This is a genomic window from Pseudomonas sp. B392_1p, from assembly GCF_052245235.1.
GTDB classification, from domain to species: Bacteria; Pseudomonadota; Gammaproteobacteria; order Pseudomonadales; family Pseudomonadaceae; genus Serpens; species Serpens gallinarum.
On the sequence record NZ_JBQPXM010000008.1, the window covers coordinates 39,202 to 63,352 of the forward strand.

The following is a 24,151-nucleotide window of genomic DNA, read 5'->3' on the forward strand; positions in this document are numbered from 1 at the left end:
CCGTGATAAACGCCCGCCTATCCGCGGGCTTTTGTCCTTGCGGATCACAAGTCCGCCATAGAAGCTGTCCATGACTGATTCCGATATCAAAGCTCCGAAAATTGAATTTCCCTGCGAGCGCTATCCCATCAAGGTGATCGGTGACGCTGGCGAAGGCTTCGCTGCTCAGGTCATTGAGGTGATGCAGCGCCACTGCCCGGATTTCGACGAAACCACCCTGGTGCTGCGCGACAGCAGTAAGGGCCGATTCATGACCGTGCAGGTGCTAATTACCGCGACCGGTGAAGAGCAATTGCAAGCGATCCACATCGACTTGCGAGCGACCGGCCGCGTACACATGGTGCTGTAATGGCCCAAGACCTTCTCGGCGTACGCGAACTCGGCCTGGTCGACTACTTGCCGACCTGGCAGGCCATGCAGCGCTTTACCAACGAGCGGGATGCCACGCACGGCGATGAAATCTGGATGCTGCAACACCCGCCGGTGTTCACCCAGGGCCAGGCAGGCAAGGCCGAGCATGTGCTGTTTCCTGGTGACATTCCGGTGGTGCAGGCAGATCGCGGCGGCCAGGTGACCTATCACGGCCCAGGCCAACTGGTGGTCTACCTGCTGATCGACGTCAAGCGCCACAAGTTGGGTGTTCGTGAATTGGTCAGTCGCATCGAGCAAAGTCTGGTCGATTTGCTCGCCAGCTATGGCGTTGGCGCGACGGCCAAGCCTGACGCACCCGGTGTTTACGTCAATGGCGCCAAGATCGCTTCCCTCGGCCTGCGCATCCGTCGCGGCTGTTCTTTCCATGGCCTGGCCTTGAACCTGGATATGGACCTGGCGCCGTTCCAGCGGATCAACCCGTGCGGCTATGCTGGGCTGGCCATGACTCAGTTGCGCGACCTGGTTGGGCCCATCGATTTTGCTGAGGTGAGTGGCCGACTGCGCACTCAGCTCGTCTCACACCTCGACTATGTGGATTACAAGACCCTGACGGGCGGGATCGAATCATTATGAGCACCGTTGAAAACACCGGTAAGCCGGCCAAATTGGAAGCTGGCGTCAAGCTGCGCGGAGCCGAGAAGGTCGCGCGGATCCCGGTGAAAGTCATTCCCACCGAAGAACTGCCGAAGAAGCCGGACTGGATCCGCGTACGCATCCCGGTCTCTCCTGAGGTCGATCAGATCAAGCAAACCCTGCGCAAGCACAAGCTGCACAGCGTGTGCGAAGAGGCTTCCTGCCCGAACCTGGGCGAATGCTTTTCCAGCGGCACCGCCACTTTCATGATCATGGGTGACATCTGTACCCGTCGTTGCCCGTTCTGCGACGTCGGCCATGGCCGGCCCAAGCCGCTCGATGTCGACGAGCCGAAGAACCTGGCCCTGGCCATTGCCGACATGCGCCTGAAGTATGTGGTGATTACCTCGGTGGACCGCGACGACCTGCGCGACGGTGGTGCCCAGCATTTTGCCGACTGCCTGCGCGAGATTCGCCAGCTCAGCCCCGGCATTCAATTGGAAACCCTGGTGCCGGATTACCGTGGCCGTATGGACATCGCTCTGGACATCACCGCGACCCAGCCGCCGGATGTGTTCAACCACAACCTGGAAACGGTACCGCGCCTGTACAAATCCTCGCGGCCGGGCTCGGACTTCGAGTGGTCGCTGGACCTGCTGGAAAAGTTCAAGCAGCGCGTACCCGGCGTGCCGACCAAGTCCGGCCTGATGCTGGGTCTGGGCGAGACCGATGAGGAAGTCATCGAAGTCATGCACCGCATGCGCGAGCACGATATCGACATGCTCACCCTCGGCCAGTACCTGCAGCCATCGCGCAACCACTTGCCAGTCAGTCGCTTCGTGCACCCGGATATGTTCGCGTGGTTCGCTGAAGAGGGCATGAAGATGGGCTTCAAGAACGTCGCCTCCGGTCCGTTGGTGCGTTCCTCTTATCATGCCGATCAGCAGGCTCATGGTAATAAGATCGGCTGAGCCTGAGCGCTAAGCAAAAAAACCGGCCCAACGGCCGGGTTTTTTTATGGTTTCGGTTAACGGCAATCGCCGTAGGAAAGTGGCGTGCTGAGTAGACGAGCAACACGTATATCCAAACGACGGTCTGCCGGTGGCTCTGTGGTTACAGCAGGGCGACGCCGCCGGTTATGTCAGCCGCTGCAGCAACAGTGACGTACTGAGCAGCAGGGTGTTGATCGCCCAGGCGGTGGTCAGGAAGCGGGCCATGACGCCGAATAGGGGATTCTTCACATTGTCGGCGCACAGCCAGATCTGGATAAGGATCCAGGTGGTGTAGATCATCAGCGCGGCGAACAGCAGAACCAAGGTGCCGAGCGAGGCGCCGCGCTGGAAGAGAAACAGGATGCTGGCCCAGAACAGGTTGCTGGGCACAGCCCCATAGAGCCAGAACACCTCACGGAGCGGGCGGTTAAGCGACAACATGGCAAGACGGCTGAGTTTCATGGGAAACCTCCGCATGCAAGCTAGCCGCGCGCTGTGGTGGGTATCGTCAACCAGGGCGTTAACGGGTCCTCGGCGCGTTAGGCTTGAACAGGTGCTCCAGAAGCTTTTGGCTGGCATAACCATCGGCGGGCAGGCCACGGCTTTGCTGGAACGCTCGCACCGCTTGGCGAGTATTGGCGCCGATGATGCCGTCGGCACTGCCTGGGTCAAACCCCTGGGCTGCCAAGCGCTCCTGCAGCGCGATACGTTCGCTGCGACTGAGTGGTGGATCATTGCGTGGCCAATCGGCGGCAATCAACCCACGGCCTTGCAGGCGCTCGGAGAGCAGGCCGATGGCCAGAGCGTAGGACGTCGAATTGTTGTATTTGAGGACGGCGCGAAAATTGGTGAATACCAGAAACGCCGGGCCACGGTGGCCGGCGGGCAACAGCAGAGAAGCCGGTTCCTCGCTGGGTGCCGACGTCGTCCTGATCCGTACGCCCAGATGGCGCCACTCGCTGAGGGGCTTCTGGATCTGGAGGTCGGCCTGGGCGTAATCGAACTGCTCTGGCAGTTCCACCTCGAAGCCCCACGGCACTCCAGCACGCCAGCCAGATCTGCCCAGATAATGAGCGCTTGATGCCAGGGCATCAGCTGAAGAATCCCAAATATCGCGACGCCCATCGCCGTCGAAATCCACCGCGTGAACTTGATAGGTGGTGGGAATGAATTGGGTCTGCCCCATAGCGCCGGCCCAGGAGCCAATCATGCGCTCAGGGCGCACATCGCCGTTCTGAAGAATTTTAAGCGCAGCCAGCAACTGGTCATGGGCAAAGCCGGGGCGCCGCCCCTGGTGCGCCAATGTCGCCAGGGAGCGGATGACGGATTTATTGCCTTGGGTCTGACCAAAGTTGCTTTCCAGTCCCCAGATCGCGACCAGGATTTCAGGGGGCACGCCGTAGCGGTGCTCAATGCGGCCCAGCGTGCTGAGGTGCCGGCGCAGCAGGATACGCCCACGAATGACGCGCTGGGACGCCAGGGCATTATCAAGGTATTCCCAGACGGGGCGTGTGAACTCGGGCTGTCCTTGATCCGCTTGAATGATGCTGGGGTCCAGTGTGACGCCGGCAAAAGCCTGGTCGAAGGTGGTCTCGCTGATCCCTGCCTGAAGGGCTTCCTGGCGAAAAGAGGCCAGCCAGGCGGCAAAGGATGGGTCTTGTGCGTCAGCCGGATAGATGTGCGGCTCGCTCGCCATGGATTCAGCCTGGGGAGAGTTCTCGATACAGGCGGTGAGCACGAAAATGGCCGTGAAGGCGAACAGGAATTGCTTGAGGCGGCGTGAGGCCGGGATGAACGGCATGCGAAGCGATCTCGGTCTGTGGCTAAACAGTACCTGACATTATCACGGGCTCGCAGTTTTAGGCGGCCAGAACGACGGAAGCCCCCCAGTTTTGCTGGGAGGCTTCGCGGCGGTAGCTGCCTTTACCCTTCTTGGGGCGTTCCTGACGGCAGCGGAACAGGGGTTGGGCGATCAGGCTTTTGGCCTTGTTGGGGCGAGTCTTGCCGGTTTTTGCCATAAAAAATTCCTCTGTTGGCCTGGAGTCGCCAGGCGCGCCCATCATCGGTGCTTGTTCAAAAAATGTCCAGCCTCTGAAGCGTCCCCCGTGAGAGGCAGCAGGGGATATTCAGTGCCCGTTGTGCTGCAGTCGACGTCAGGTCTCGCGGGGCAACGACAGGTGTTTGCCGGCAATGGCCAATGTCAGACCCGCCAGGCCGCTCCAAGGGCTGCCAGCAGCCTGGCCTTTGATCTGCGCGTCGATGCGCTGGGCATCGAGCAACAGCAGACCCCAGCGCTCGGCGGAGTGACGTTGCAGGGCCTTGCTGAGCAACGGTCGGCGTTTGTCCCAAACCGGGGGGCGGCATTGGCTGAAGGCACGATCCAAGGGAATTCCCTGCTCGTACTGCTGGGCGAGGTTGGCCAGTTGGCGCAGCTCGCGGGCCAGCGCCCAAAGAATCACCGGGGTTTCCACGCCTTCGCCGCGCAGACCTTCAAGCATGCGCAGGGCGTGGGCGGCGTCGCCGTTGAGGGCGGCATCGATCAGGCCGAACACATCGAAGCGCGCGCTGTCGGCCACCGCGGCCTGCACCGTCTCGGCGCTGATCTGGTTATCTTCGGCGAGCAGCTTGAGTTTCTCGATTTCCTGGGCGGCGGCCAGCAAGTTGCCTTCTACGCGCGAGCAGATCATTTCCAGCGCCTCGGGACTCGCCGACAGACCGGCCTGGGCCAGACGCTGACGTACCCAGTTGGGCAACTGATGTATATCCACAGGCCAAATCTGGATGAACTGCACGGCGCCCCCTTCGATCAGCGCCTTGGCCCATTTGGTGCGTTGGGTGCTGGCGTCCAGCTTGGGCAAATCGATCAGCAGCACAGTGTCTTCGGCGGGGCGCGCCAGGTAGTCGAGCAGCGCAGCGGAGCCTTTGTCGCCCGGCTTACCGTTAGGAATGCGCAACTCGATCAGGCGCTTCTGGGCAAACAGCGACAGGCTGGCGCCGGCTTCGTAGAGCTGGCCCCAGTCGAAACTGGCGTCAACGCTGAACACCTGACGCTCATCGAACCCCTGCTGGCGGGCGGCGGCGCGGATCGCATCGCTGGCCTCCTGGCACAGCAACGGCTCATCGCCGCTGATGGCATAAACCGGGGCGAGGTTACCTTGCAGGTGTTTGGCGAGTTGGGAGGGGTTGAGCTTCATGATCTGGCGCTGTCGCGCACCTGCCCCTCAGGGCGTGGGAGGTGAGAGCGGAGAGTCATTATCTGCTGCTGGAGCTTGGGCTTCGGCTTTCGCTTCGGCATCGCGGCGCAGACGATCCAACTGATCGGGCGTCAGCGCTTGTAGGCGGCGGGCCAGTTGCTGGACCAGATCGCGGCGCATTTCCTGAGTCAGTTGCACGCGCTCCTGTTCCGAACCCACCAAGTTGTTCAGGTCGACGGCGTAGATCTTCTGCGCTTCCAGGCGGTTCTCCAGGAGAGGGAGTTGCTGGGTGCGAATTTGATAGGCCAGTGAGGTGCTGAGTTCGTATTCGGCGCTGCGCGCTGCGCTGGTGAAGCTGGCAGTGCGCTGTGATTGCTGTTCGTCGAGCAGCACCAGTTGATAAGGCGCTCCGGCATGCACACGCACGCCGCTGCTGGTCAGCAGGTCTTCCAGTTGCCGGGCGGTTTCGCCAAAGGCATCGCGAGCCTGCAGATCGATTTCCGTGAGTGCAAAGGTTTGCGTGCCACTACCGCGCAGCTGGAAGCCGCAGGCACCGAGCAGCAGTGCCAGGGCAATGACCATCAGGTTGCGGTGCAGCATCTCGGCGATCTCCTGTCTATCGGCCCGGCGCACGCGCCGGGCTCGAGTCGTTTAGTTGGCGACGATATTGACCAGTTTGCCCGGCACCACGATCACTTTGCGAATCGTCAGGCCTTCAGTGAAGCGCACAACGTTCTCGTTGGCACGTGCAGTGGCTTCGACCTCTTCACGGCTGGCGCTGGCCGGCACGTCGATTTGGCCACGCAGCTTGCCGTTGACCTGCACCACCAGGGTCAGGTTGTCTTGGACCAGGGCACTTTCGTCGACGCGCGGCCACTGGGCATCGATGATCGCCCCCTGCTTGCCAAGCTGCCGCCAGAGTTCGTGGCAGATGTGCGGGGTGATCGGCGCAAGCAGCAGAGCCACGGTTTCCAGGCCCTCTTGTAGCAGGGCGCGGTCCTGCTCGCTGGCAGTGGCGGCTTTTTCCAGCACGTTCATCAGCGTCATCACCTGGGCGATGGCGGTGTTGAATTTGTGGTGCTGGCCGACATCGATGCTGGCCTGCTTGATCGCCAGATGAATGGCGCGACGCACGGCTTTCTGCGCGTCATTCAGGCTGGCCATCTGCACAGTGCCAGGCAGGCCGGCGCTGACATGGCTGTGGGCCAGGCGCCAGACGCGGCGCAGGAAACGGTTTGCACCTTCGACGCCGGCGTCCGACCATTCCAGGCTGAGGTCCGGCGGCGAGGCGAACATCATGAACAGTCGGCACGTATCGGCGCCGTACTGGTCGATCATCGCTTGCGGGTCGACACCGTTGTTCTTCGACTTGGACATCTTCTCGGTGCCGCCGATGATCACCGGCAAGCCGTCGGACTTGAGGGTGGCGCCAATGATCTTGGCCTTCGCGTCACGCTCAATGTCCACTTCGGCCGGGTTGAACCACTGGCGGCTGCCATTGGGCTGCAGGCGGTAGTAGGTGTCGGCCACCACCATGCCCTGGGTCAGCAGGTTCTTGAACGGCTCGTTGGACGTCACCAAGCCTTCGTCACGCATCAGTTTGTGGAAGAACCGCGCATACAGCAGGTGCAGGATGGCATGCTCGATGCCGCCGATGTACTGATCTACCGGCAGCCAGTGATTGGCTGCGACCGGGTCGACCAGGCCCTGGTCGTACTGTGGCGAGGCGTAGCGGGCGTAATACCAGGACGATTCGACGAAGGTGTCCATGGTGTCGGTTTCACGCTTGGCCGCGCCGCCGCATTGTGGGCAGCTGCACTCATAGAATTCCGGCATCTTGGCCAGCGGGCTGCCGGCGCCGTCCGGGACTACGTCTTCGGGCAGCACCACCGGCAGTTGGTCTTCGGGCACCGGCACATCGCCACAGCTCGGGCAATGGATAATCGGGATCGGGCAGCCCCAGTAACGCTGACGGCTGATGCCCCAGTCGCGCAGGCGGAACTGGGTGCGGGCCTGGCCGAGACCTTTCGTCTGCAACACGGCTTCGATGGCGTCAAAGGCGCCGACAAAGTCCAGGCCGTCGAAGTCGCCGGAATTGATCAGGGTGCCGTGCTCGCCGTAGGCGTCCTGCCAGGGCGCAGGCGTTTCGTCGCCCGCACTGGTGCGGACTACTGCCTTGATCGGCAACTGGTACTTGTTGGCAAATTCGAAATCGCGCTCGTCGTGGGCCGGAACGGCCATCACCGCGCCTTCGCCGTAAGTCATCAGCACGTAGTTGGCGACCCACACCGGCAGCAGTTCGCCGGTCAGCGGGTGCTGCACACGCAGGGCAGTGGCAATGCCTTTCTTTTCCTGGGTGGCGATGTCGGCTTCAGCCACACCACCGCGCTTGCATTCATCGATGAACGCCTGCAGCTCAGGGCTGGTCTGGGCAGCCAGGGTGGCCAGCGGATGCTCGGCGGCTACGGCCACGTATGTGGCACCCATCAGCGTGTCGGGACGGGTGGTGTAAACCTTGAGTGCGCCTTCGCTGCCAATGGAGGCCGGATCGTAGGGGAAGCTGATCTCCATGCCACGCGACTTGCCGATCCAGTTGCGCTGCATGGTCTTGACCTGCTCGGGCCAGCCCGGCAGTTCGTCGAGACTCTCCAGCAGCTCGTCGGCGTAAGCCGTGATCTTGAAGTAGTACATGGGAATTTCGCGCTTTTCCACCAGCGCGTCGGAGCGCCAGCCGCGACCGTCGATGACCTGCTCGTTGGCCAGTACGGTCTGGTCCACCGGGTCCCAATTCACGGTGCCGTTCTTGCGGTAGATCACACCCTTTTTGTACAGGCGGGTAAACAGCCACTGCTCCCAACGGTAGTAGTCCGGCTTGCAGGTGGTGATCTCGCGGGACCAGTCGATGGCAAGACCCAGGCGCTGGAACTGCGCCTTCATGTAGGCCATGTTGGCATAGGTCCACTTGGCGGGCGCGACCTGGTTCTGGATGGCAGCGTTTTCCGCCGGCATGCCGAACGCGTCCCAGCCCATGGGCTGCAGTACGTTCTTGCCCTGCATACGCTGGTAGCGTGCGATCACGTCGCCGATGGTGTAGTTGCGCACGTGCCCCATGTGCAGCTTGCCGCTGGGGTAGGGGAACATCGACAGGCAATAGAACGTGTCCTTGCCAGGCTGTTCACTCACTTCAAAGGATTTCTGCGCGTCCCAGTGGGACTGCGCGGCGGCTTCGATTTCGCGGGGCTGATACTGTTCGTGCATGGCTTCTGGCGCTAGGAAAGGGGGACTTACGGAAGCCCGCTAGCATACATGACCCCCCTCGGCATAGGGAAACTCTGTTGGCCGCGCAGCATTCGTTTGGTTGACCAGGCGAGGCTATTCGATGCGCTAAAGCCCTTTGCCTGGCCGTGGGATGGCGCTCGGTTGCCCGTCCGTTAAGAACCTTGGGCGAACTAATATCGGCGCCATTGGTCGCGGCGAAAAACCCCGGCAAATGGCAACGCTAAGCTTCGGGTAGTAGGGCAGACAGTGCAGGACATGAGGTAAATCGAATGATCGAGGAGCGGCAGGTCGAGGATGAAAACGGGCTTTATGGGCGTTTGCTGCAACGTCTGGGGCGGGTTTTGGAGCAGGCAGATGAGCCGCCTGGGGAGATGGGCCCCGCAGAGGCCGAGCTGCTGGAGTTGCAGGGACTGAGCGACGCCGAACTGGAATTGATTCGCGCCTATCTGGCGCAGGACCTGCAATGGCTGCGGGGTTGGCATGCCGCTGCCGAGGAAATGGAGCTGATCCGTCGCTCGTCGGCAGGGGCGGGAAGTTCACGCTGGCTGCCGCGGCGCAGTCTCAAACGTCGGTTTGTGCGTCATCCCCAGCTACGCTGCGCGTTGTGCGGCGTGCTATCCACTTGGGCGGCGAATCGCAGCTTGATCCGGTGTTCATGCTGCGGCTCGCAGTTGTTTCGCGCAGCGGGCGCGCAGCATTAGGTGCGGGCGTGTGACCGCCGATACAGCGCCCAGCCCAACAGCGCAATCGACAGCAGCGCCATCGGCCAGCCGCGCCAGCGCAGGTAAGGCGTCAGCCCCTGCATGGGTTCTACTTCGCCGTACAGCGTGGCCTGTTCGAACTGCGGAATCTGCACGCTGATTCGCCCGAACGGGTCGATCAAGGCGGTAACCCCGTTATTGGTGGCGCGAATCATCCAGCGTCCGGCTTCCAGGGCGCGCATCTGCGCCATTTGCAGGTGCTGCAGCGGGCCGATCGAACTGCCGAACCAGGTGTCGTTGCTGACCGTGAGCAGAATGTCGCTCTGTGCCGCCAGACTGGCGGCGAATTCCGGGTAGACCACTTCGTAGCAGATATACGGTGCCAGTGTGTAGCCCTTGGCCTGCAGCAGCGGTTGGCCGGACGGGCCGCGGGCGAAGTCGGACATCGGCAGGTCGAAGAAGGCGATCAGCCCGCGCAACAGGTCCTGCAGCGGCACGTATTCGCCAAACGGCACCAGCTTCTGCTTGAGGTAGGTGCCGGCCCCGTCGCCCAGTACCGTCAGGCCGTTGTAGTAGCGCGGCTCGCCATGCTGGTTGAGCTGGCGGATCGGCAGGCCGGTAATCAGTGCTGCACCGCGCTGGGCAGCATGGGCACTCATTCCTTGCAGGTAGGCCAGGGCGTATTTGCGCAATACCGGCACGGCGGTTTCCGGCCAGACGATCAGGTCGACATCGGCCGTCGCCTGGGTCATGCCGCGATACAGGTCCAGTTGCGCCCTGAGCTGTTCGCGCTCCCACTTGAGTTGTTGCGGCACGTTGCCCTGTAGCGCGGCGACCCGCAGCGGCGCACCCGACGACGTCGTCCAGGCGTGCTGCTGCAAGGCCAGGCCAAGCAGCCAGGGGGCGATCATCAGGACCAGGCCGCTGATAAGCAGCGGTGTGCGAACACGTAGGCGCGGCAGATTGATCAGCAGCGCGGCGGTAAGCGCCAGGATAAACGAGGGCAGCCAGACGCCTCCCAGCGGAGCCAGCCCCGCCAGCGGGCCGTACAGCTGACTGTAACCGGCATACAGCCAGGGGAAACCGGTAAGAAACCAACCACGAAAAGCTTCCTGGGCCAGCCACAGGGCGGCGAAGGCCAGGGCGTCGCTCAATGGCGCTTGCTCACGGCGCAGCCAGCGTGCCCAGATCCAGGCACTGAGGGCAAACAGCAGGCCCAATCCGGCAACGAAGGCCAGGGTCAGGAAGATTGCCAAGGGCACCGGCGCGGCGCCGTAATCGTGGATGCTGACATACACCCAGCTGGTGCCGCTGGCGAACAGGCCGAAACCGTAGAACCAGCCGCGCGCAAAAGCCGCCCGACCATTCAGCTGGCGCAAGCCCAGGTAGAACAGGGCAATGGACAGCAGTAACAGCGGCCAGATATCGAAGGGCGAAAAGGCCAGGGGCGTCAGTGCGCCAGCGCCCAAGGCCAGCAAATGGCCCGGCCAGCCGGGTTGGGTAATCCAGCGCAAGCGTGAGTCCTTATGGAAGTGCAATCGCCGCAGGCTAACGGCAGGAGCCATCGACGGCAAGTCGGCGAGCCATGTTATGCGGGTGCGGCTTGTGCCGCACCCGCCGGGCGTCAGGCGTCCATCGCGGTCAGGCGCAACAGGTGGATGCGCCGGCTGTTGGCATTAAGCACGCGGAAGCGGTAACCGCCGATAGTGGCGACTTCGTTGCGCTTGGGCAGATGGCCGAAGGCGTGCATCACCAGACCGCCCACGGTATCGAACTCCTCATCGGAGAATTCACTGTCGAAGAACTCGTTGAAGCTGTCGATCGGGGTGAGTGCCTTGACGATGAAATCACCGCTGGGCAGCGGCTTGATGTAGCTGTCTTCCTCGATATCGTGCTCATCTTCGATATCCCCGACGATCTGCTCGAGCACATCCTCAATGGTGACGATGCCGGCCATGCCGCCGTATTCATCAATGACCACGGCCATATGATTATGGGTGCTGCGGAACTCGCGCAGCAGCACGTTGAGGCGCTTGGACTCGGGCACGAAGGTGGCCGGGCGCAGCAAGTCCTTGAGTTGGATGGGTTGCGCCTCATCGTGCAGCACCATCGGCAGCAGGTCCTTGGCAAGCAGGATGCCCTTTACGTCATCGAGGGTCTCACCGACCACCGGGTAGCGAGAATGTGCCGCCTCGATGATGGTCGGCAGATAGTCCCGAGGCGTGTGATCGGCGCGGATGCTGATCACTTGGGAGCGCGGCACCATGATGTCGCGCACTTGCAGGTCGGCGACCTGGATAGCGCCCTCGACGATGGATAGCGCCTCGCTGTCCAGAAGCTTGTTGTCGTGGGCATCGTGCAGGACTTCCAGTAGTTCTGCACGGTTTCTTGGCTCATGGGCAAAAGCCTGGGTGATTTTTTCCAGCCAGGACTTGTGCCCGTTGCTCTCTCGATCTTCGCTCATATTTCCTTGCTCAGTCATTCATCGCCGGCGTAGGGGTCGGGATGCCCCAGTTCGCCAAGCAGCTCTCGTTCCAGGGCTTCCATTTCTTCGGCTTCGTCATCCTCGAGATGATCGTAGCCAAGCAGATGCAGGCAACCATGGATGACCAAATGGGCCCAATGGGCCTGCAGGGCTTTGCCCTGTTCGGTCGCTTCACGCTCGACCACCGGCACGCAGATCACCAGGTCGCCCAGCAGTGGAATATCCAGCAGACCTTCGGGAATGTCCGCTGGAAAAGACAACACATTGGTGGCGTAATCCTTGTGTCGCCACCTGTGGTTCAGCTCACGGCCTTCCGGCTCGTCGACCAGGCGAATGGTCAGTTCGGAGTCCGCTGTGCGCTGGCGCAGAGCCAGTTCGCACCAGCGGCGAAAGTCGTCTTCGCTGGGATGGTTGCCAGTGGTGGCCAGTTGCAGATCAAGCTCAAGCATCGTCGGCTCGCGCTCCCGGATCGTTGTCCGCCGAGCGGGGCGTTCGCGTTATGGCTTGCTGATCCTCGAAGCGCTCGTAGGCTTCGACGATGCGCTGCACCAGCGGGTGGCGTACCACGTCCTTGGGCTGGAAGTGGGTGAAGCTGATGCCGGGCACGTCCTCCAACACCTTGATGACATGGGCCAGGCCGGATTTGGTGCCGCGCGGCAAGTCGACCTGGGTGATGTCGCCGGTGATCACTGCGGTGGAACCGAAGCCGATGCGCGTCAGGAACATTTTCATCTGTTCCAGCGTGGTGTTCTGGCTCTCGTCGAGAATGATGAAGCTGTTGTTCAGGGTGCGCCCGCGCATGTAGGCCAGCGGTGCGATTTCAATCACCTGTTTTTCGATCAGCCGCGCCACGTGCTCGAAGCCGAACATTTCATACAGCGCGTCGTACAGCGGGCGTAAATAAGGGTCGATCTTCTGCGCCAGGTCACCGGGCAGGAAGCCGAGTTTTTCGCCGGCTTCCACCGCTGGGCGCACCAGCAGGATGCGCCGTACCTGTTCGCGCTCCAGGGCGTCAACCGCGGCGGCGACCGCCAGGTAGGTCTTGCCGGTGCCGGCCGGGCCAATGCCGAAGTTGATGTCATTGTCGAGGATCGCCTGGACGTAGCGCTGCTGGTTGGCGCCGCGCGGGCGAATCAGGCCCTTCTTGGTGCGCAGGGCCAGACGGCTGTCGGCCTTGCCCTGCTCCAGGGCTTCCATGGCGGATTCCTGCAGGTACAGGTGCACGGTTTCTGGGGACAGTTCGTCGTTTTTGGTTTCGCGATACAGGCGGCGCAGGAGATTTTCTGCGTTGTGGGCCTGTTGCGAGTCGCCGATCAGTTCGAATTGATTGCCGCGGTTGCGAATTTCAATGGCCAGGCGCTGCTCGATCATGCGCAGGTGCTCATCAAATTGCCCGCAGAGATTAGCGAAGCGGCGTGCCTCGAAGGGCTCGAGGGTAAAACGGTGTAAATCTGTGGGGGCGTTCAAGGGCTTTGTCAGTAACCGGTTTCATGGTGGAGATTGAAGAATAGCGCTGACAGCAAGATGCGGGAAGCGTGAAGCAAGCAGCTTTAGGTCGAATGGTGTACAGGCTGCTGCACGGCAAGGCCAGCGAAGCTCTTCTCGCCCGTTGCAGCATGCGGGTTGGAATAGGGCGTTATTCGAGCACCCCGCCATGCGCTGCTGGCGGGGTGCTCGTTCAGCTCGCGGACATCCAACCTGTGCGCGTGTAACAAGCGACGCCGTCTTACGCCGCGTACCTTGCTCAGTCGATTAAGGAGCCACGCAGCGAGTGCGGCAGAGCGTCGTCGATGTGCACATTGACGAAATGTCCGATCAGGCGGGGGTTGTCGCAGCGGAAGTTGACGATGCGGTTGTTCTCGGTGCGCCCCTGCAACATGCCCGGGTCTTTTTTCGAGTAATCGCTGACCAGGATGCGCTGGGTGCTGCCGACCATGCGCCGGCTGATTTCAAACCCTTGCTGGCTGATGCGGGTTTGCAGAATCGACAGGCGCTGCTTTTTCACTTCATCGGGCGTGTCATCAGCCATTTCGGCAGCCGGCGTACCGGGGCGCGAGCTGTAAATGAACGAGTAGGAGAAGTCGAAGCCGACATTGTCGATGAGCTTCATGGTCTGCTCGAAGTCCTTTTCCGTTTCGCCAGGGAAGCCAACGATAAAGTCCGAGCTGATGCAAATGTCCGGCACCGCCGCACGCAGCTTGCGGATGCGCGACTTGTATTCCAATGCGGTGTGGTTGCGCTTCATCGCCGCCAATACACGGTCGGCGCCGGATTGCACGGGCAAATGGACGAACTTCACCAGTTCGGGAATCTCGGCGTGGGCCTGGATCAGCGCGTCGGAGAATTCTAGCGGGTGGCTGGTGGTGTAGCGGATGCGTTCGATGCCATCGAGGGCAGCCACCAGGTACAGCAGGTCGGCGAAGTCGCACAGGCTGCCGTCCGGGTTGGTGCCGCGGTAGCCATTGACGTTCTGGCCGAGCAGGGTGACTTCTTTCACGCCGCTTTCAGTCAGGTGAATAATTTCCGCCAGGACATCTTCCACCGGGCGACTGACTTCCTCGCCACGGGTATAAGGCACTACACAGAAGGTGCAGTACTTGCTGCAGCCTTCCATCACCGAGACAAAGGCGCTGGGGCCATCGACGCGCGGCTCGGGCAGGCGGTCGAACTTCTCGATTTCCGGGAAGGAAATATCCACCTGGGCAGTCTTGGTGGTGCGCGCAGCATCAATCATTTCCGGCAGGCGGTGCAGGGTTTGCGGGCCGAACACCACATCGACATAGGGGGCGCGATCGCGAATCGCCGCACCTTCCTGGCTGGCCACACAGCCGCCCACACCGATCACCAGGTCGGGGTTTTCCAGTTTCAGTTCGCGCCAGCGGCCCAATTGCGAGAACACTTTGTCCTGGGCTTTTTCGCGAATCGAGCAGGTATTGAGCAGTATCACGTCGGCATCTTCAGCCTTGCTGGTGATTTCCAGGGCCTGGTGTTCGCCCAGCAGGTCCACCATGCGCGAGCTGTCGTACTCGTTCATCTGGCAACCGTGGGTTTCGATATAAAGCTTCTTGGCCATGAGTGTCTGCGCATCGGGGTGTTCGAAAGGACTGCGGATTATAGGGGAGTGCTGGTCCAGGGGGTAGGTTTGTAGGCAAGCGGCAGGGTTGCGCACGGCAGGTGTGCCTCCGGTCGTGGGCTGCTTGTGGTATCCTCCGCCGCCCGCCTTAACAGCCTTCAGTAGCCGCATCGCCATGAGCAAACATGACACACCCATCTTCAAGGTGATCTTTCTCAACCAGGGTCAGGTGTACGAGATGTACGCCAAGCAGATTTTCCAGAGTGAGCTCTGGGGGTTCCTGGAAATCGAGGAATTCGTCTTCGGCGAGCGCACGCAGATGGTCGTCGATCCCAGTGAGGAAAAACTCAAGGCTCAGTTTGACGGTGTGGTGCGCAGCTTCGTACCCATGCACGCCATCGTGCGCATTGATGAGGTTGAGCGTATTGGTACGCCGAAGATCAGCGAAGCCAAGGGCACCAGCAATGTCATGCCATTTCCCATGCCGATGACGGATAAGTAACGCGCGCCAGCGTTGTCGCACGATTCTTAGATAAATAGAGAAAAGCCCGTCGCCTGACGGGACTGTCGCTCAGGGCAGGGGAGCGAAGGGCGAGTCGCCGTCGAGCGTCTGCAGTTCCAGCAGGTAGTTACGGAAGATGTGTCCGAGTATCTGCGTGGCGACTGCCAGTTCTTCCTTGGTCATCTGTTCGGCGACCAGGTCAGCGCCGTCCAGCGCCTCTTCCGAGCCGTTGACCGCCGACATCTTCAGCACGATGAACGCCTGGATATTACTGGCCGGCACGCCTTCGCCCTTGAAGAACATGGTGCCCAACCGGCGTTGCGCCTCGGCATGCCCTGCCAAGGACGCCTGCTCGTACCAATGCAGGGCTTGTTGCAGATCCTGCTGGGTGTATTGGCCTGTGTAGAAGTATTCGCCCAGTTCGAACTGCGCCTGGTCGTCACCTGCTACGGCCAGTGCCTGGCAGGTATTCAGGGCTTCGCTGAGGTCTTCCGCGGGGACATTCAACACGCAGCGTCCAGTCGCCGGGATCAGCAATGAATTGCCGCTGGCAAATACCTGCAGCGACAGCAGCAGGCAACACAGGCTCAGGATGGATCGGGTGCGAATCATTGCAATCAAGGCGCCTCAAGGATCAGGGCGGGTTCCGACGACCGGCACATTATGGATAAGCGGACCACGGGTGACAAAGCCTTTCGCCCCATGCCTGGACACGTACGGCAAAAAAAGCCATGACCAGACGCAATTTCTTCCATCCCTGAGAGGTGCGTGTCGCCGAAGGGTACCCTGCGTGCCGTGCAAACAGGGCGCCTCGGCGGCGAAGGCGCTTATTTCAACTGCGCAAACGCTTTTTCTGCAGCATCCAGCGTGATTTTCAATTCCGCTTCGCCATGCACGATCGACGTGAAGCCTGCCTCGTAGGCGCTCGGCGCCAGGTAGACGCCGCCATCGAGCATCAGATGGAAGAAGCGATTGAAACGTTCCACATCGCAGGCCATTACGTCGCCAAAGGTCTGGATCGCGTCGGCGCCGCTGAAATACAGGCCGAACATGCCGCCCGCCTGGGTGGTCACGAAGGGGATAGTGGCGGCATCGGCGCGGTCTTGCAGACCTTGCAGCAGGCGGCTGGTGTAGTCGGTCAGTTCGGCATGAAAGCCCGGACGGCTGATCAGCTTGAGCGTGGTCAGGCCGGCAGCCATGGCCAGCGGGTTGCCGGACAGGGTGCCAGCTTGATAAACGGGGCCGAGCGGCGAAATGCATTCCATGATTTCGCGCTTGCCGCCGAACGCGCCGACCGGCATGCCACCGCCGACGATCTTGCCGAAGGTGGACAGGTCCGGCGTCACGCCGTAATGCGCCTGGGCGCCACCGAGCGCGACGCGAAAGCCCGTCATCACTTCGTCAAAGATCAACACCACGCCATGCTCGGTGCATAGCTCGCGCAGGCCTTCGAGAAAGCCCGGTACCGGCGGTACGCAGTTCATATTGCCGGCCACCGGCTCGACGATGATGCAGGCGATGTCCTTGCCGACCTTGGCAAGGGTTTCGCGCACGGCTTCGATGTCGTTGTAGGGCAGGGTCAGCGTGTGCTGGGCAAAGGCCGCCGGCACGCCTGGGGAGCTGGGCACGCCGAAGGTCAGCGCGCCGGAGCCGGCTTTCACCAGCAGGCTGTCGGAATGGCCGTGGTAGCAGCCTTCGAACTTGATGATGGTGTCACGCCCGGTATAGCCACGGGCCAGGCGGATGGCGCTCATGGTCGCCTCGGTGCCGGAGCTGACCATGCGCACCATGTCCATGGACGGCACGATGGAGCACACCAGCTCGGCCATCTCGGTTTCCATGGCGGTCGGTGCGCCGAAGGACAGGCCATGGTCCAGCTGACGACGTACCGCATCGAGCACATCCGGATGGCCGTGGCCGAGAATCATCGGGCCCCAGGAGCCGACGTAGTCGACGTAGCGCTTGTCGTCTTCATCGATCACATAGGCGCCTTCGGCGTGCTTGATGAACAGCGGCGCGCCGCCGACGCTCTTGAAGGCGCGCACCGGCGAGTTGACGCCGCCGGGGATGTGTTTCTGGGCGTTGCTGAAGAGAATTTCGGAACGGGACATGAGGGGCCTCGTAAAGGGCCGGCGGACATTATCGTCTGCCGGCTCAGGATCAGGGGGTCGCAAACAAAGCGGAAAACGCACGGGCGCGGCGTTCGACTTCAATGGCCGAATCGGCGCTGAACAAGGCATTGATCACCGCCAGCCAGTCGGTGCCGTGCTCAATCAGCAAGGGTGCGGTGGCCAGAGTAATGCCACCGATGGCCACGATCGGCGCGTCGAAACGCTCGCGTGCCTGCTGCAGCAGCTCGAGGGTGGCTGTGACCTCGCCGGGCTTGGTCATCGACGTGAAGAAGCGGCCGAACGCAATATGGCTGGCACCTGCTGTAAGGGCCTGCTCCGCCAGTTCAAGGCTGGCATGGCAGCTGGAGCCCAGGTGCAGGCCGGCACCGAGGCGGGCGCGCGCCGCGCTCAGCGAGCCGTCTTCCTGGCCCAGGTGCAGACCGACGCCCAGGCGTTCGGCCAGCGACAGGTCATCGTTGATGATGAGTTCGGCGCCGTAGCGACGGCACAGCTCCAGCAAGGCGCTGGCTTCATCGAAGCGCCGCGCCTGGTCGCGTGATTTCTCGCGGTACTGCAACAGCCTGGCGCCGCCTTCAAGGGCGGCTTCGACGTAGGTCAGCAGGCGTCCATCGGCGAGCAGCGTGCTGTCGGTGATGGCATAGAGACCGCGTGTCATCGTGCCCTCCATTACTGGGCATCCAGCGGCAGGCGACGAGGAATGTATTGGCCATGGCCGGGCGCTTCAGCGTCGCGCAGGCAGCGCCAGGTGTAATCCAGAGCGGTTTTTACCGCGCTGACCATGTTTTCACCCAGCGCCAGGCGACCCGAGAGGGCGCTGGCCAGCGTACAGCCGGAGCCGTGATAGCTGCCCGGCAAGCGCGCGCAGCTGAAGCTGTGTTGGCTGCCGTCGCGGCAATACAGGCGGTTGACGACTTCTTCTTCATCGCCATGGCCGCCAGTGATCAGCAAGTTGTGAACGTAAGGCAACAATTTTTCGGCACATTCGTCGGCCGTGCCGTTGGGCAGTTCGGCGAGGATCTGTGCTTCCGGCAGGTTTGGCGTGGCAATGGTCGCGACCGGGAACAGTCGTTCGCGCATGGCGTAGCCGACTTCATCCTTGCCCAACGTACCGCCGCCCCCGGCGCGCAGCACCGGGTCGCAGACCAGCGGCACGCCAGGTAGTTTTTGCATGATTTCCAGCACGGTTTCGACCATCTCCACCGAGCCGAGCATGCCCAGCTTGACGGCCGAAATCGGCAGGTCGGCGATTACCGCATGGGCCTGGGCGAGCACCCACTCGCGGTCGAGTACGCGGAAATCGGTAACGTCGACGGTATCCTGCACCGTCAGCGCGGTGACGGTCGGTGCAGCGTGGCAACCCTGGGCAATCAGGGCTTCGATGTCCGCCTGCAGACCGGCACCACCACTGGGATCGTGGCCGGAAAGACAGAGGACGACGGGGCGAGAGTTATGTCTGTTCATGGCGCGCGAGCTTAGCATTTTTCGCCGCGACAGGCTCTACGCCACGGCTGGCTCGTCAGACTGATGGGGAGGGTAAGGAGTGCTGTTCAGCTTGCAGGATCTTCGCGTTGCAGCCCGCTTCACGTCCCATCTGCCCTCGCTTTTGTCCGCTTTCCCGCTCCCGGCCGGCTGATCAGCCATGCTTCACTCAGGTGCATTGCTGATCGCCTTGCCACAGGAGCCCGCGATGAATCCGCATCACTATGCCGAAACCCATGAGGTGTTCAACCAGGTGCCGCCGATGGACGGCGCCAACCTCTATCGTCTCGACCTGCCCCTGCAGGAGTGGATTCGCCGTTACCACGGCAGCTGGGGCGAGACGCGGCTGAATGCCTACGGCGCCCTGGCCGGCGGCCCGTTGATGGCGGCAGGGTTTTTGGCCAACGAACACAAGCCGGAGCTGCGCACCCACGACCGCTACGGCCACCGCATCGATCAGGTGGATTTCCATCCGGCGTATCACCAACTGATGCAAACCGCCATTGAACATGGCCTGCCATCGCTGCCCTGGACCGATCCCCGCGATGGCGCCCATGTGGTGCGTGCCGGTCTGACCTACCTGCACAGTCAGGTTGAAGCGGCCAGTGGCTGCCCGCTGACCATGACCTTCGCCAGCGTGCCGGCGCTGAAAATACAGCCGGATATCGCCGAGCAGTGGCTGCCGAAAATCCTCGCCACCACCTACGACCCGCGCAACGTGCCGATGGAGCAGAAGGCCGGGGTGACCATCGGCATGGCCATGACCGAGAAGCAGGGCGGCACCGACGTGCGCGCCAACACCACGCGCGCCTATCCGGTTGGCGCTTCCGGGCCGGGGCAGGCCTACGAGCTGGTCGGCCACAAGTGGTTCTGTTCGGCACCGATGTGCGATGCCTTCCTTACCCTGGCGCAGACCGACAAGGGCCTCAGTTGCTTCCTGTTGCCGCGCCATCGCCCGGACGGCACACGCAATCAGTTCTATATCCAGCGCTTGAAGAACAAGCTCGGCAACTGGGCCAACGCCTCGAGCGAAGTCGAGTATCGCGGCGCCCTGGCCTGGATGCTCGGCGAGGAAGGCCGCGGCGTGCCAACCATCATCGAAATGGTCGCCATGACCCGGTTCGACTGCATGGTCGGCTCCAGCGCGTTGATGCGCCAGGCGCTGACCCAGGCCACGCACCACTGCGCGCACCGCAAGGTCGGTGGCAAGTTGCTGATCGACCAGCCGCTGATGCAGAACGTGCTTGCTGACCTCGCACTTGAAAGCGAAGCCGCGCTGGCCCTGACGATGCGCATGGGCCGCGCGCTCGACCATCCCCGGGATGCGCACGAGGCGAAATTCGCTCGCCTGGTTACTGCCATCGGCAAATACTGGATCTGCAAGCGCGCCCCGGAAATGATCTACGAAGCCAGCGAATGCCTGGGCGGCGCCGGCTACGTGGAAGAAACCATCCTGCCGCGCCTGTACCGCGAGGCGCCGGTCAACTCCATCTGGGAAGGCTCCGGTAACGTGCAGTGCCTGGACGTGCTGCGCGCCCTGTCCAAGGAGCCCGGGGTGCTCGATGCGCTGTTCCACGAACTCGGCGACAGCCATGGTGACGTGCGCCTCAAGGCGCATATCGAGCGCCTCAAGGCCGGTTTCTTGGACACCGCCGATATCCAGTTCCGCGCCCGCCAACTCACCGAGGACACGGCTATTGCCCTGCAAGCAACGCTGCTGCTGCAAGCCGGCAACGTGACGGTGTCCGACGCCTTTATCGCCAGCCGGCTGGAAGGGCATGGCCGGGTGTACGGCACCTTGCCGCGTGGTGTGGATGTGGAGGCGCTGGTGGAGCGCAGTGCGCCGCACGCGGAATAGGCCCGCCTTGTTAGTTTCCTGCCGAGGCGGCCGATAACCGGTTACATCGCAAGGAGTGCAACCATGATCGTCCGCCTCGATTCCATCCCTGTTTTGCCGAAGCTGCCTGACGCCCGACGCTTTGATGAAGCCGAGCGTGAGGTGGCGACGCGTGGTACTGCGTTGACCGCTGCGCCTGTCGAGGCGAAGACTTCTACGCAGCAGAGCCTCGGCGCCGTTTTGAAGAAAGCCGGCGAGGAGGCTCGCGCGTTTGGCGATTCGCTGACTGCGCGCTTCGACGAAGCCCGCAAGAACAGCGCCCGAGAACAGGTCGCGCAGATCCGCGAACGCATCAAGATGCTTAAGCAACTGATCCTGCTGTTCGGCGGCTCCAAAGCGCTGCTGCGGGAACTCAAGCAACTGGCCGGAACACTCGCCTCGGCCGCCGATGTGCTCAAAGAGGGCGGCGGTGGCGGTTCGGCCGCCTCCAGGGCGGAGGGCTTTTTGTACACCGAAACGGGCGTACCTGCCGAAACCGGCAAGACAGGCGTACCGGCCGACGGCGGCTCGCAAACTTACATGAACGAGGCGCAATCGGAGCCCGAACAGCAGGCCGCCCAGGTCCTTGCGGCGCAGGCCAAGAGCGAACTGGTCAGCCTGAAGGCCGAACCGCAGTCACCGGTCGAAGCGACAGACGAACCGCAGGTCTTCGACCCGCAACCCACCCTGGCCTTCGCCCCGGTATCTGGCACCCAGCAGGATGCCCAGCGCCGCGCCGATGCCGAGCAGCTCGCCAAGGCGCTGAGCGAACTCAAGGCTCTGGTCACCGCCGCCAAGGCCGCCCAACGCAAGCGCGACCGCGACGACCAGAAGCGCTTCGCGGAAATCGACGAACACCTGGAGCAGATCGGCGCGGCGGTGCACGCCCTGAGTGAGCCGGCGCCGTTAGTGGAGGGTGGGTTTTCGGTGCGGGCATGAGCTGGGCGGCGCGCAGTAGCACCGTCACTGGGCTGCCATCGTGGATGCGCTCCCCAGGAGTCAGGCAGGTGGATGCCGGGCGGTTTCAGCCTTGGCCTAAACATGACCCTGCTCCTGAGGCAAAAGAGCGGGCTCTGTGGGATTAGCCCAAGAGGCGTCGGGCCAGGAGCCTCTGCATGTCGCGGCGGCCATCGGCAACCAGGTAAATCGGCACGTGTCGGTCGAGAGTCTGGTAGATGAAACGATACGGTTTGTAAAAGACCTGCCGGTAATCGTGAATACCTAGTTCGGCCAGTTCATGGGGATGAGTCCCGCGCTCCGGTTGGGTCGCCAGACTGCGGATGTTTTGCAGAAGCTGGCTCAGCACGTGGTCCGCGTTGGTTGGCGAATCCTGTTGAGCGATGTAGTCGTAAATCGAAGCGAGATCCCGCTCGGCGCCAGCGGGTTACCAACACCTGGTACGACTTCCCTTCATGCTCGAGTCTTGTTCCTGGCGAGAAGGCGAGCCTCTACTTCATTTAATGGGCTGAGTTTGCCGGCTTCCACTTCTTGGGTGCCAAGTGCAAGGACTTTCAGCAGGGCCAGCGTTTCCTGTGTTTGCTCATAGAAGTGCACATCCTGGAGGACCGCTTTGGCTTCACCATTCTGCGTGATGACCAGTGGCTCCTGTTCCTCGGCTAGCTGCTTGAGCACCTCGGCGGCATTGGCCTTGAGATAGCTGATGGGTTTGATATTGGAGGAACGCATGCCAGTCTCCATGATTTTGGCGGAGACTAAATATAGTCCTTAAAAGGCTATCGTTTGGGGTTGTCCGCCGGAGCGTCCAGCTAACCTCATGAACTCCTGCACGCTGAGCTAAGTTGGGCAAATCGACTATCCAGAGCTCCTGAACCGGGCGTTTACTCGCCTATCCTGCGTTGACCATTATGCGACCCTGTTCCCCTGTCATGCCTTCGCCACCCAAAGCAGGCAAGATACGCGCATGCGAACTGCCAGGAAGCCACTGTTGTGAATACCGACTCCGCACACTTCATCGTCACCGCTACGCCTGAAGAGGCGGTCAATCGCCTTGCCGCATTGCATCAGCGCGCCACTTCGTCGCTGAGTCAAGCGCTCAAGCGTTATCTCAAGGCACGCACCCTGCCCACCGCAGAGGAGCGGGCGCTGTTTCGTTATCCGGCGCTGCGCCTGACCTACCGCTGTCAGGGCGGGGAAGTGCCGACCAGTACACGGGCCTATGCCAAGGTGCAGGTGCCGGGCACCTACAGTGTGACTGTTACCCATCCCCAGGCCTTTCGCGAGTATCTGCTCGATCAGCTGCGGCCATTGATGAGTGAGTTCAGCGTGGTGGTCGAGGTCGGCGTCAGCGAGCAGAACATTCCCTACCCCTATGTGGTGGAGCAGGGCGATGAACTGGCGGGCTCGGGGGTGACGGCCGCCGCTCTGGCGCGAGTGTTCCCCAGTACGGACTTGTCTGCCGCCTCCGATGGCGTGGCGGATGGCTTGTACGAGTGGGAAAACCTCGATCCCATGCCGCTGGCGCTGTTCGACGCGGCGCGGGTGGATTTCTCCCTCAAGCGTATCCAGCACTACACCGGCAGTGACTGGCGCCATGTGCAGCCGTGGATATTGCTGACCAACTATCACCGCTACGTTGACCAGTTTATCCGTCACGGCATTGATCAGCTGTTGGCCGACACGCGCTTCGTGCGCATGGTGTTGCCAGGCAACGTGGTGATCGAGCGGGGCATGCAGGAAGGCGAGATGCAGGCGATCCTCGAAGGGGTGATCTGGCACCGCTACCAGATGCCGGCCTATCACCTGATCGCCGATGATGGCCATGGCGTGACGCTGGTCAATATTGGCGTCGGCCCGTCCAACGCAAAGAACATTACCGACCACCTGGCCGTATTGCGCCCGCATTGCTGGCTGATGATCGGCCACTGCGGCGGCTTGCGTCAGTCGCAGACCATCGGCGATTACGTGTTGGCCCACGCCTATATGCGCCGCGACGGGATTCTCGACCGCGTGCTGCCGCCGAACATTCCATTGCCGGCCTTGGCCGAAGTGCAGCAAGCCCTGCAGGAAGCCGCGGCGGAGATTACCGGCGACAAGGGCGAGGCACTGAAGAAGCGCCTGCGTACCGGCACAGTGCTGACCTACGACGACCGCAACTGGGAGCTGCGCTGGGCGCAGGAACGTCCGCTGATCAACCTGGCCCGCGCGGTAGCGGTGGACATGGAAAGCGGCACCATCGCCGCCCAGGGCTATCGCTTGCGGGTGCCCTACGGCACCTTGTTGTGCGTGTCGGACAAGCCGCTGCACAGCGAGATCAAGCTGCCTGGCGCGGCCAATGCGTTTTACGAGCGGGCGGTGAGTCAGCATTTGCAGATCGGCATTGCGGCGCTGGATCTGTTGCGTGGTCAGCTCGATTCGCTGCACTCGCGCAAGCTGCGCAGCTTCGACGAGCCGCCGTTCCGCTGATCGCTACCGC

At 62.1% G+C, this 24,151-nt stretch carries 23 protein-coding genes and 2 pseudogenes; 8 read left to right on the forward strand and 17 right to left on the reverse strand.

Annotated features, from left to right (window positions below; translation table 11 throughout):
* The first annotated feature begins 70 nt into the window (after positions 1–70).
* From ACTV8E_RS12615 to lipA, 3 genes are read left to right on the forward strand one after another with little or no spacing between them, the layout of a single operon-like run.
* Complete coding sequence (locus tag ACTV8E_RS12615) at positions 71–349, forward strand: DUF493 domain-containing protein (protein ID WP_251834786.1); 279 nt, start codon at positions 71–73, stop codon at positions 347–349.
* Positions 349–1,005 (forward strand): lipoyl(octanoyl) transferase LipB, encoded by a 657-nt coding sequence (gene lipB, locus ACTV8E_RS12620; RefSeq protein ID WP_251834787.1) that lies wholly within the window; start codon positions 349–351, stop codon positions 1,003–1,005. Before ACTV8E_RS12615 ends, lipB begins: the two co-directional genes overlap by 1 nt.
* Complete coding sequence (gene lipA / locus ACTV8E_RS12625) at positions 1,002–1,976, forward strand: lipoyl synthase (protein ID WP_251834788.1); 975 nt, start codon at positions 1,002–1,004, stop codon at positions 1,974–1,976. The genes lipB and lipA overlap by 4 nt, the downstream gene beginning before the upstream one ends.
* Positions 1,977–2,141: 165 nt before the next feature.
* Here the strand turns inward: lipA and ACTV8E_RS12630 are convergent, their stop codons facing one another.
* The 6 genes from ACTV8E_RS12630 to leuS form a co-directional block, all read right to left on the reverse strand.
* The gene (locus tag ACTV8E_RS12630; protein ID WP_251834789.1) at positions 2,142–2,459 is read right to left on the reverse strand and encodes a hypothetical protein; all 318 of its coding nucleotides are present in this window, start codon (positions 2,457–2,459) and stop codon (positions 2,142–2,144) included.
* Positions 2,460–2,517: 58 nt separating this feature from the next.
* Positions 2,518–3,798 (reverse strand): lytic murein transglycosylase, encoded by a 1,281-nt coding sequence (locus ACTV8E_RS12635; RefSeq protein ID WP_443199713.1) that lies wholly within the window; start codon positions 3,796–3,798, stop codon positions 2,518–2,520.
* A gap of 58 nt (positions 3,799–3,856) precedes the next feature.
* Complete coding sequence (gene arfA / locus ACTV8E_RS12640) at positions 3,857–4,015, reverse strand: alternative ribosome rescue factor ArfA (RefSeq protein WP_251834791.1); 159 nt, start codon at positions 4,013–4,015, stop codon at positions 3,857–3,859.
* A 135-nt stretch (positions 4,016–4,150) separates the two neighbouring features.
* Positions 4,151–5,191, reverse strand: coding sequence for a DNA polymerase III subunit delta (holA, locus tag ACTV8E_RS12645; RefSeq protein WP_443199714.1), 1,041 nt, complete (start codon positions 5,189–5,191; stop codon positions 4,151–4,153).
* A 27-nt stretch (positions 5,192–5,218) separates the two neighbouring features.
* Complete coding sequence (locus ACTV8E_RS12650; protein WP_443199715.1) at positions 5,219–5,791, reverse strand: LPS-assembly lipoprotein LptE; 573 nt, start codon at positions 5,789–5,791, stop codon at positions 5,219–5,221.
* Between the two features lie 51 nt (positions 5,792–5,842).
* Positions 5,843–8,449 carry a leucine--tRNA ligase gene (gene leuS / locus ACTV8E_RS12655; RefSeq protein WP_443199716.1) on the reverse strand — a complete coding sequence of 869 codons (2,607 nt, stop codon included), beginning with the start codon at positions 8,447–8,449 and terminating at the stop codon, positions 5,843–5,845.
* 290 nt (positions 8,450–8,739) lie between these two features.
* On the opposite strand from leuS, the gene ACTV8E_RS12660 reads away from it, so the two are divergent.
* On the forward strand, positions 8,740–9,171 hold the full coding sequence (locus ACTV8E_RS12660) for a hypothetical protein (protein WP_443199717.1): 432 nt from the start codon (positions 8,740–8,742) through the stop codon (positions 9,169–9,171).
* On the opposite strand, the gene lnt is transcribed toward ACTV8E_RS12660, so the two are convergent.
* The 5 genes from lnt to miaB all read right to left on the reverse strand — a co-directional run bounded on the left by lnt (position 9,168) and on the right by miaB (position 14,729).
* The gene (gene lnt, locus ACTV8E_RS12665) at positions 9,168–10,685 is read right to left on the reverse strand and encodes an apolipoprotein N-acyltransferase (protein ID WP_443199718.1); all 1,518 of its coding nucleotides are present in this window, start codon (positions 10,683–10,685) and stop codon (positions 9,168–9,170) included. The genes ACTV8E_RS12660 and lnt overlap by 4 nt on opposite strands.
* A 110-nt stretch (positions 10,686–10,795) precedes the next feature.
* Positions 10,796–11,635: an HlyC/CorC family transporter gene (locus tag ACTV8E_RS12670; RefSeq protein ID WP_251834797.1), complete on the reverse strand. Its 840-nt coding sequence runs from the start codon at positions 11,633–11,635 to the stop codon at positions 10,796–10,798.
* A 14-nt stretch (positions 11,636–11,649) separates the two neighbouring features.
* Positions 11,650–12,105: an rRNA maturation RNase YbeY gene (ybeY, locus tag ACTV8E_RS12675; RefSeq protein WP_251834798.1), complete on the reverse strand. Its 456-nt coding sequence runs from the start codon at positions 12,103–12,105 to the stop codon at positions 11,650–11,652.
* The gene (locus ACTV8E_RS12680; RefSeq protein WP_273536549.1) at positions 12,098–13,123 is read right to left on the reverse strand and encodes a PhoH family protein; all 1,026 of its coding nucleotides are present in this window, start codon (positions 13,121–13,123) and stop codon (positions 12,098–12,100) included. The genes ybeY and ACTV8E_RS12680 overlap by 8 nt, the downstream gene beginning before the upstream one ends.
* A gap of 277 nt (positions 13,124–13,400) precedes the next feature.
* On the reverse strand, positions 13,401–14,729 hold the full coding sequence (gene miaB / locus ACTV8E_RS12685; RefSeq protein ID WP_443199719.1) for a tRNA (N6-isopentenyl adenosine(37)-C2)-methylthiotransferase MiaB: 1,329 nt from the start codon (positions 14,727–14,729) through the stop codon (positions 13,401–13,403).
* A 175-nt stretch (positions 14,730–14,904) separates the two neighbouring features.
* Here miaB and ACTV8E_RS12690 point away from each other — a divergent pair, with 175 nt between their 5' ends.
* Entirely contained in the window at positions 14,905–15,231 is a 327-nt protein-coding gene (locus tag ACTV8E_RS12690; protein ID WP_251834801.1) for a DUF1820 family protein, read from the forward strand.
* Positions 15,232–15,300: 69 nt separating this feature from the next.
* Here the strand turns inward: ACTV8E_RS12690 and ACTV8E_RS12695 are convergent, their stop codons facing one another.
* The 4 genes from ACTV8E_RS12695 to ACTV8E_RS12710 all read right to left on the reverse strand — a co-directional run bounded on the left by ACTV8E_RS12695 (position 15,301) and on the right by ACTV8E_RS12710 (position 18,824).
* On the reverse strand, positions 15,301–15,843 hold the full coding sequence (locus tag ACTV8E_RS12695) for a tetratricopeptide repeat protein (RefSeq protein ID WP_251834802.1): 543 nt from the start codon (positions 15,841–15,843) through the stop codon (positions 15,301–15,303).
* A 215-nt stretch (positions 15,844–16,058) separates the two neighbouring features.
* Positions 16,059–17,342 (reverse strand): glutamate-1-semialdehyde 2,1-aminomutase, encoded by a 1,284-nt coding sequence (gene hemL / locus ACTV8E_RS12700; protein ID WP_443199720.1) that lies wholly within the window; start codon positions 17,340–17,342, stop codon positions 16,059–16,061.
* Between the two features lie 49 nt (positions 17,343–17,391).
* Positions 17,392–18,030, reverse strand: coding sequence for a thiamine phosphate synthase (thiE, locus tag ACTV8E_RS12705; protein WP_443199721.1), 639 nt, complete (start codon positions 18,028–18,030; stop codon positions 17,392–17,394).
* Entirely contained in the window at positions 18,030–18,824 is a 795-nt protein-coding gene (locus tag ACTV8E_RS12710) for a hydroxymethylpyrimidine/phosphomethylpyrimidine kinase (protein WP_273536561.1), read from the reverse strand. The genes thiE and ACTV8E_RS12710 overlap by 1 nt, the downstream gene beginning before the upstream one ends.
* Before the next feature lie 226 nt (positions 18,825–19,050).
* Here ACTV8E_RS12710 and ACTV8E_RS12715 point away from each other — a divergent pair, with 226 nt between their 5' ends.
* Positions 19,051–20,700: an acyl-CoA dehydrogenase family protein gene (locus ACTV8E_RS12715; protein WP_273536562.1), complete on the forward strand. Its 1,650-nt coding sequence runs from the start codon at positions 19,051–19,053 to the stop codon at positions 20,698–20,700.
* Between the two features lie 63 nt (positions 20,701–20,763).
* Positions 20,764–21,657 carry a hypothetical protein gene (locus tag ACTV8E_RS12720; protein WP_443199722.1) on the forward strand — a complete coding sequence of 298 codons (894 nt, stop codon included), beginning with the start codon at positions 20,764–20,766 and terminating at the stop codon, positions 21,655–21,657.
* Between the two features lie 142 nt (positions 21,658–21,799).
* Here ACTV8E_RS12720 and ACTV8E_RS12725 read toward each other — a convergent pair.
* Positions 21,800–22,081, reverse strand: a pseudogene (locus ACTV8E_RS12725) (type II toxin-antitoxin system RelE/ParE family toxin); the annotation flags it as partial.
* Between the two features lie 47 nt (positions 22,082–22,128).
* On the reverse strand, positions 22,129–22,404 hold the full coding sequence (locus ACTV8E_RS12730; protein ID WP_443199723.1) for a type II toxin-antitoxin system Phd/YefM family antitoxin: 276 nt from the start codon (positions 22,402–22,404) through the stop codon (positions 22,129–22,131).
* Positions 22,405–22,639: 235 nt separating this feature from the next.
* Here ACTV8E_RS12730 and amn point away from each other — a divergent pair.
* Positions 22,640–24,141: pseudogene (gene amn, locus ACTV8E_RS12735) on the forward strand (AMP nucleosidase).
* Positions 24,142–24,151 lie beyond the last annotated feature (10 nt).